Below are 6,813 nucleotides of genomic sequence, written 5' to 3' on the forward strand. Positions count from 1 at the left end.
TACAGACTGAAATCGACATCGAACACCTGCTGTCGATGACGGGCGGTGATGCTGATCTTGCCGAAGAGGTCATCGATATCTTCCGCCAGCAGGCTGAAATCTGGTCGAGACTGCTGGATCCGCGCGCGCCTGCGTCCCAATGGGCAGACGCCGTTCACACGCTGAAGGGCGCCGCGCTCAGCATCGGGGCACACGACCTGGCGTCAGTCTGTCAGGAGGCCGAGACGGCGGGACGCGATCTGCCGCCGACGACAGCGGGCGCTGCCTTGTTGCTGAATGATGTGAAAGACCAGATCGCCGTCACGCTTGAAGCGTGCGGGCGTGCCACTCACGCCTTGTCGCGGCCAGGCTTGAGAGCGTCGAAGGCCTCAAACTCATAGGCAATGCAGCGGTCGATCAGGGTGCGCCAGACCGGCTCTGCAATCGAAGCTGACAATCCCTCACGTTTTGCCTCCGCCAGCACTTTGGTGATGACATCCTCGATGCGCTCGCGGTCGTGCACGCTCTTGCGGGTTCCCTTGATACGGGCAGCAGCGTCCATGAAGGATTGACGCTCTTCGAGCAGTTTCACCAAGTGCCGGTCAAGCCGGTCAATCTCGAAGCGAACATCCGCCATTGTTTCGGCGCTCTGCGCAGTATGACGTCGGGTATCTGGATCGGCTGTGTCGGTCATGAATGCTCCTGAGCCGGCAATAGGTCTTCGCTACATATAAGACGAGCCGCCAGACGCAATGGTGTGGCGGCTCGACGCAGAGGTATATTGTGCAGCTAGTGCTCGATGAAGCTTGGGCCGCGCGCCTGGATTGGCGATTGGTCGAGCATGCCGCCCTGTTCGATCAGCATCTGAATACGCTCATCATCAAGCAGCCGGGCGACATTGGCCAGGGTCGCAAGATCTTCAGAGGAGGCTTCTGCAACCGGACCAAGGCCCGGCAATCCGCCCTGAGGGACAGGATAGAACATGAGACGTGTCTGCTCGTCGGCATCGATACCGGCAAGCTCACGCGCCTTTCCGACAGCATCCATCAGTCCGCCAATCTCGTCGACGAGGCCGACCTGGAGGGCGTCTTCACCCGTCCAGACGCGGCCGCGCGCAATCTCGCGAACATTGTCCTCTGGCAAATTACGCCCGTCCGCGACCAGTCCGATGAACCGGTCATAGCCGCGCTCCAGCCAGGCATGGAGCAGCTCGCGCTGTTGCTCGTCGAAGCCTTCCAGCGTCGACATCGCGCCGGAGAAAGGTCCGCCGACCGAGATGGCTTCGGAATTGATGCCGATCTGGCGCAGGCCATCAGCGATGGCGAGCTTGCCGCCAAAGATGCCGATTGATCCTGTGATCGTCGATCGGCTGGCCATGATCCAGTCCGCGCCGGTCGAGACATAGTAGCCGCCTGAGGCAGCGACCGAGCCCATCGAAACCACGACCGGCTTGCCGTTCCCCTGGACACGTTCAACCGCACGCCAGATCTGGTCGGACGCTGTCGGCGATCCGCCCGGGCTGTCGACCCTGAAGACAATCGCTTTCACGCGCTCGTTCTCACCGGCCTCAAGAATGGCGCCTGCGATTGCATCGGATGCGAAGTCAGAGCCGCCATTCAGGAAATCACCGCCAGATCCGCCTGTCACAATTGGACCTTCACCCCCGACGATCGCAATCGCGGACGTGCCGAGGGGGGCAGTTGGAGAATTATAGGACAGAATGTCGACGAGTTCGGTATCGTCGCCTCCGCGTTCCTTTACGCCGTCCATTGCATCTTCTGGCCAGCCGAGATCATCCGCCAGACCCAGTTCAATCAGGCGCTCAGGGCTGAGGGGCGCATCGGCCAAGGCAGACTTCACGGCGTTGATCGACAGATCGCGGTCTTGTGCAATGTCGCTCACGGTCGCTTCCCAGAGCGATTCCGCAAGTTCTGTCATTGCGAAGCGGTGAGCTTCTGTATAGCCGGTCTCCTTGTAGACGTTCGGTGCGTTCTTGTACTCATAGAACTGGTCGATCTGAGCCGTGACATTGAGGCGGTCGAGCAGGTCCTTGAAGAACAGGGTCTCGAACGTAATGCCGCTCGGCAGGAAATCGCCGCCCGGCTGAACGATGACTTCATCGGCCGCCGCCATGACCCGCATCATCGAAGGGCCGCCGGCATAGGTGCCTTGTGAGTGGACCACAACGAACTTGCCGGCGTCGCGCAGTTTGTGGATGGCGTTTCGCATCTCTTCTGCGCGCGACGATCCGACCGAATACTCGCTCGCCCGGATCAGGACGCCTTTGACTGCGTCGTCGCTTGCTGCGGAATCAAGCCGGGTCAGAACATTGACGAAGCCTTTTTCGCCGAACAGAGCCGCGAGCCCAGACGTCGCCGGTTGGTCATCGAGATTGTTGCGAAGGTCGATGGTCAGAACCATCGAAGCTGGATTGTCGCCATCTCCAGAAAGAGAAGCGCCTGCAGAATTTATCCATCCACCAATCACCATGGAGGCAATAAAGAAGAGAAGGATTGCGCCCAGGATCGTGCCAGCAATGGCACCGCCCAAGGCTATGAAGAATGTTCGCACGACGTAACAACCTCCGAACCGTCGAATTTATCAATAAACGATATGGATTATATCGGTAAAAAGTAAAGAGGCGATATGTTTTACAGGGGGAATCTAACTGTCTTCGAAGAATGAAGAAGACTGGTCGGAATAGGAGGATTCGAACCTCCGACCCCCGCCTCCCGAAGACGGTGCTCTACCAGGCTGAGCTATATTCCGGCCTTGAGCGCGCGGCTATATAACAGGCGGTAGACAGTGGCAAGATATCGGCCTGGCTGTGCGTCCAACAAAGTGCAGCTGTATTTGGGTCAGTTGGGGAGTTGCAAGCTCATACCGGATTGAGTATGTCCCTGCCTTCGCCAGATGTTGGGGTATCGCCAAGTGGTAAGGCATCGGTTTTTGGTATCGACATTCCCAGGTTCGAATCCTGGTACCCCAGCCACTCTCTCCGGTTTCCGGCAGAACCGACGGGCCCGCAGTAAACGCGGCCACTCCCATTGAATTCTATAGTAATTTCCAGGCCGTCTTCAGGTGGTCGTGAATTTGCCATGATTTTAAGCACTGTGATGCGTGATTGTGCTTGCGCGTCAAATCGGTAAGTTTTTTAAACGGTTTGTGAACGGCCATTGATCCGACGCGTTGCTGTTGCTAGCGTTCGGGGCGATGGTTGCCTTGGCGACCCCTTTAGGCGTAAAGCCGAGAAATCAATTATAAAAAGAGAGTGCGCTCAGAGCACTCCGGACAAATTGGGGGAGGTCAGAGGTGTTCTCACCACATCTCCTCCAGAACTGCGGGCTTGTGTGTGTCCGTTTAGCAGTGTGGCGGCCCGCCAGTAGATTAGGGGGCAGGGTCGCAATAGAAGTTTCACCGTGCAGTTCATGCACGACCATTCGGAGAGTGAGAGGCAAACCTCATGAAAAAAGTACTGACACCGGCGCGGGGTGCCGTGGCAGCGGTAATTGTTGCCGGTTTGGCAATGCCCGTCATGGCCCAGGGCCAACTGCGCCAGGCGCTTGATACCGGAGAGGAGGCCACTCGCAGGGCCGAACAGGTTCAAGAGCAGATTAACCAGCTGGACGATCAACGTTCTGACATGGTTAGCGAGTTCCGGACCCTTCTCCAGCGTACGCAAGCCGCGCAACTCTATGCGCGCCAGCAGGAGAAAGTCGTCGAAAGCCAGCGCCGCGAGCTTGAATCGCTTGAAGAGCAGCTTGGCCGGGTTGACGAAATCACGGCCCAGACGACACCGATGCTCATCGACATGATTTCCGATCTGGAAGCCTTTGTCAGTGCTGACCTTCCCTTCAAACTCGTAGAGCGCCGCGCAGGCATTGATGAGTTGCGCGCTGCCATGGAAAATCCGCAAGTTCCGATCGTCGAGCAGTACCGCCTGATCATCGAGGCATATAAGCGCGAGATGGAATATGGCCGCACGATTCAGACCTGGCCTGAGGCGATCAATATCGACGGCAATGAGGTGATGGTCGACATGTTCCTTTATGGACGTGTTGCACTCGTCTACGTCTCCCCGGACCGCAAATATGCTGCCCGCTATGACCGCGCGAGCGGCGATTGGGTGCCGGTGGAAAACAAGTTCAAGGAAGACATTGCAGAGGCCATCAAGGTCGCGAAAGGCACCACCACTCCGAAAGTGCTTTACGCGCCAGCAACCCGCCTCAGCGTGTCAGCTCAGTAAGCGCCAGAGAATTCAGAGGAATTTGACATGAAACTATTCACCAAGTCTCTGCAGACCCTCGGCGCTACCGCGCTCGTTATGGGATCTGCCATTGCCTTTTCCGCCCCTGCCATGGCCCAGGACAATGTATCGCTCGGCGACATTCTCCGACGCGTCCAGCAGGATTCCCAGCAGATGTCGGCTGAAGACGAGCGCCGCCTCCAGGAGTTCCGCCAGCAGACAGCTGAGCAGTCGCGCCTGATGGGTGAGGCCCGCGGTCAGCTCAATGCAGCTGAAGCCCGCGGCCGCGCCCTGTCAGCTGAGTTCGACGAAAACGAGCGTCAGCTGACCGAGCTTTCTACAGAACTCGAAACGCAAGCCGGCGATTTCGGTGAGCTGCTTGGCCAGTTCCGCACCGCGGCTGGTGAGACGATGCCGATCATCAAGGAATCGCTGTCCAACTACGAGTATTCTGGCCGTGCCGAGAAGCTCGCTGAGGTGTCCGAGGCCCGCTCGCTTCCAACCCGCGAAGACCTCGATGCGCTGCCAGCAGCGATGCTGCAGGAAATGGTCGCCCAGTCGGAAGTCAAAACCTTCGTTGGTCCGGTCGCAGGCGCTGGCCCGGAAGGGGAAGTGGCTGAAACCGAAGTCATGCGTGTCGGCGTGTTCACGGCTGCGACAACGGACAATACCCGCTTCCTGGAAATCATTTCCGAGAATACGGATGATCCGTATCTTCGCGTTCTGAAAGCCCAGCCGGGCGGCGACTTCCAGTCCGCCATGAACAAGCTGATCAACGCCAGTGAAGGCGAAGTCGTCATCACGCCAGTTGACCCGACCAAAGGTCAGCTCTTTGCAGTTGCTGGCGAAATGCCAACGCTGGACCAGCGGATCGCCCAGGGCGGTATCGTTGGCGCCGTCATCCTCGTGCTTCTGGCCATTGGTGCTGCCTTCGCGATCTTCAAGATTGTCACGCTCTTCCTGATGGGCGGTGCAATGCGCAAGACGGCCAAGACCCGCGAAGCCGGTACAGGAAACCCGCTCGCCCGCGTCTTCGAGGCTTATGAAACCAACCGTCACCAGGATATTGAATCGCTCGAGCTGAAACTCGACGAGCAGATCCTGCGCGAATCACCGAAGATCGAGCGCTTCAATGACATCGTCAAAGTGCTTGCCGCTGTGGCGCCTCTTCTCGGCCTGCTCGGTACGGTTATCGGTATGATCATCACCTTTACCGCCATCACCAACTTTGGTGCCGGCGATCCGAAGCTGATGGCTGGTGGTATCTCGGTCGCTCTTATGACGACGGTGCTTGGTCTTGTTGCTGCCATTCCGCTGCTTCTGCTGCACGCAGTCGCTGCGTCCCTGGCGCGCGGCAACCAGCAGATCCTCGATGAGCAAGCCGCAGGCCTCGTGGCCGAGCGCGCAGAGTCCAACACGGGAGTGGCCTAAGGCCGCTCCCTCCTTCGGGAGGTATCCTTATGGACTTAGGACTTAACGATCTTGAGGCCTTTCTGGCACGGGGTGGACCAGTCCTGCTTGTCATTATGGTGGCCACATTCATTATGTGGGCGCTGATCCTGGAGCGGCTCTTCTATTTCCGCTTCGCGCACCAGGCTGTTGCAAACGATGCGATTGCCGAGTGGAATGCCCGCTCCGACCGCAAGTCGGTGCTGGCCCACTGGGTGCGTGACAAGCTGGTCTCCGAAGTACGCATCAAGGCCGAAGCCAATGTCTCCATGACAAAGGCCATGGTGGCGCTCGCGCCGCTTCTCGGTCTGCTCGGGACAGTAACAGGCATGGTGACCGTGTTTGACGTCATGGCCATTACCGATGGCGCAGACGCAAAGGCAATGTCGGGCGGCGTATCACGCGCTACACTCCCGACAATGGCAGGCATGGTCGCGTCGATCTCCGGCATCATCTTTACATCCGGCATGGACTCCAAGGTGAACCGCCTTGTCCAGAAGGTCGAAGACGAAATGGAGATTGGCTGATGCGAGGAAGACAATCCAAGACGCCTGATGAGGCCACTGTCGACCTCACACCGATGCTCGATGTGGTGTTCATTCTCCTCATCTTCTTCATCGTGACCTCGACCTTCATCCAGGAACGGGCGCTCGGCCTCGAGCCGCCGCCCCCTCCGACGCCGCCCAACCAGGATCAGCAGGAAAATCAGGCGATCCTTGTCTATGTCGGTGAAGACAATCTGATCACGGTCAACGGCCGCTATACCGAGCTTGCCGGTGTGCGGGCGAACATGGAACGGCTTCGCGCCGAAAATCCCGATAGCGCCCTCATCATCCAGGCTCACCCAAGAGCCCGGACGGGTGTCATCGTCAAGATCCGTGACGAAGCGTACAATGCGAAGATGAACCGCGTGAACATTGTACAGAGTGAAAGCTAGGAGGCAGATATGGCACGTAGAAAACGCATGTTGGCCTCTGACAGTAGCGGGGATGATGACGTCAACCTCACCCCGATGCTGGACGTTGTCTTCATCCTTCTGATCTTCTTCATCGTCACCGCCCAGTTCATCAAGGAACCCGGTGTCGATATCTCGAAGACGGAAGTGGACAATCTGGAGCGCCAGAACCCGCTCGGTATTC

The 6,813-nt window shown here is 58.2% G+C and carries 8 protein-coding genes and 2 tRNA genes; 7 read left to right on the plus strand and 3 right to left on the minus strand.

All coding sequences use genetic code 11. The features are described 5' to 3' along the window. Positions 1-380: Hpt domain-containing protein (locus WA989_RS17825; RefSeq protein WP_424341816.1), on the plus strand; the 380-nt coding region annotated here is incomplete at its 5' end. Here the strand turns inward: WA989_RS17825 and WA989_RS17830 are convergent. From WA989_RS17830 to WA989_RS17840, 3 genes are all read right to left on the minus strand, one after another. Next, positions 329-673, minus strand: coding sequence for a chorismate mutase (locus tag WA989_RS17830; protein ID WP_424341817.1), 345 nt, complete (start codon positions 671-673; stop codon positions 329-331). The genes WA989_RS17825 and WA989_RS17830 overlap by 52 nt on opposite strands. A 95-nt stretch (positions 674-768) precedes the next feature. Beyond that, positions 769-2,550, minus strand: a complete 1,782-nt coding sequence (gene sppA, locus WA989_RS17835; RefSeq protein ID WP_424341818.1) for a signal peptide peptidase SppA — start codon at positions 2,548-2,550, stop codon at positions 769-771. 121 nt (positions 2,551-2,671) lie between these two features. Next, positions 2,672-2,748: transfer RNA gene (locus WA989_RS17840), tRNA-Pro, on the minus strand. Between the two features lie 148 nt (positions 2,749-2,896). On the opposite strand from WA989_RS17840, the gene WA989_RS17845 reads away from it, so the two are divergent. The 6 genes from WA989_RS17845 to WA989_RS17870 all read left to right on the plus strand — a co-directional run. Then, a tRNA-Gln gene (locus WA989_RS17845) sits at positions 2,897-2,971 on the plus strand. Between the two features lie 471 nt (positions 2,972-3,442). Further along, positions 3,443-4,225 (plus strand): DUF3450 domain-containing protein, encoded by a 783-nt coding sequence (locus WA989_RS17850; RefSeq protein ID WP_424341819.1) that lies wholly within the window; start codon positions 3,443-3,445, stop codon positions 4,223-4,225. Between the two features lie 27 nt (positions 4,226-4,252). Next, a complete protein-coding gene (locus WA989_RS17855) occupies positions 4,253-5,656 on the plus strand; it encodes a MotA/TolQ/ExbB proton channel family protein (RefSeq protein ID WP_424341820.1) in 1,404 nt (467 codons plus the stop codon). 29 nt (positions 5,657-5,685) lie between these two features. Further along, complete coding sequence (locus tag WA989_RS17860; RefSeq protein WP_424341821.1) at positions 5,686-6,201, plus strand: MotA/TolQ/ExbB proton channel family protein; 516 nt, start codon at positions 5,686-5,688, stop codon at positions 6,199-6,201. Further along, entirely contained in the window at positions 6,201-6,611 is a 411-nt protein-coding gene (locus WA989_RS17865) for an ExbD/TolR family protein (RefSeq protein WP_424341822.1), read from the plus strand. The genes WA989_RS17860 and WA989_RS17865 overlap by 1 nt, the downstream gene beginning before the upstream one ends. 9 nt (positions 6,612-6,620) lie before the next feature. Then, on the plus strand, positions 6,621-6,813 hold a 193-nt coding region (locus tag WA989_RS17870; protein ID WP_424341823.1), incomplete at its 3' end, for an ExbD/TolR family protein.

Origin of the sequence: Henriciella sp. (assembly GCF_049649345.1) — a bacterium.
Lineage (GTDB): Bacteria > Pseudomonadota > Alphaproteobacteria > Caulobacterales > Hyphomonadaceae > Henriciella.

What these genes read in the sequence shown, in the direction of transcription:
- WA989_RS17865 (WP_424341822.1), top strand. Translation starts at nt 6,201, where the DNA reads ATGCGAGGAAGACAATCCAAGACGCCTGATGAGGCCACTGTCGACCTC.
- WA989_RS17850 (WP_424341819.1), top strand. Translation starts at nt 3,443, where the DNA reads ATGAAAAAAGTACTGACACCGGCGCGGGGTGCCGTGGCAGCGGTAATT.
- WA989_RS17860 (WP_424341821.1), top strand. Translation starts at nt 5,686, where the DNA reads ATGGACTTAGGACTTAACGATCTTGAGGCCTTTCTGGCACGGGGTGGA.
- WA989_RS17830 (WP_424341817.1), bottom strand. Translation starts at nt 673, where the DNA reads ATGACCGACACAGCCGATCCAGATACCCGACGTCATACTGCGCAGAGC.
- WA989_RS17855 (WP_424341820.1), top strand. Translation starts at nt 4,253, where the DNA reads ATGAAACTATTCACCAAGTCTCTGCAGACCCTCGGCGCTACCGCGCTC.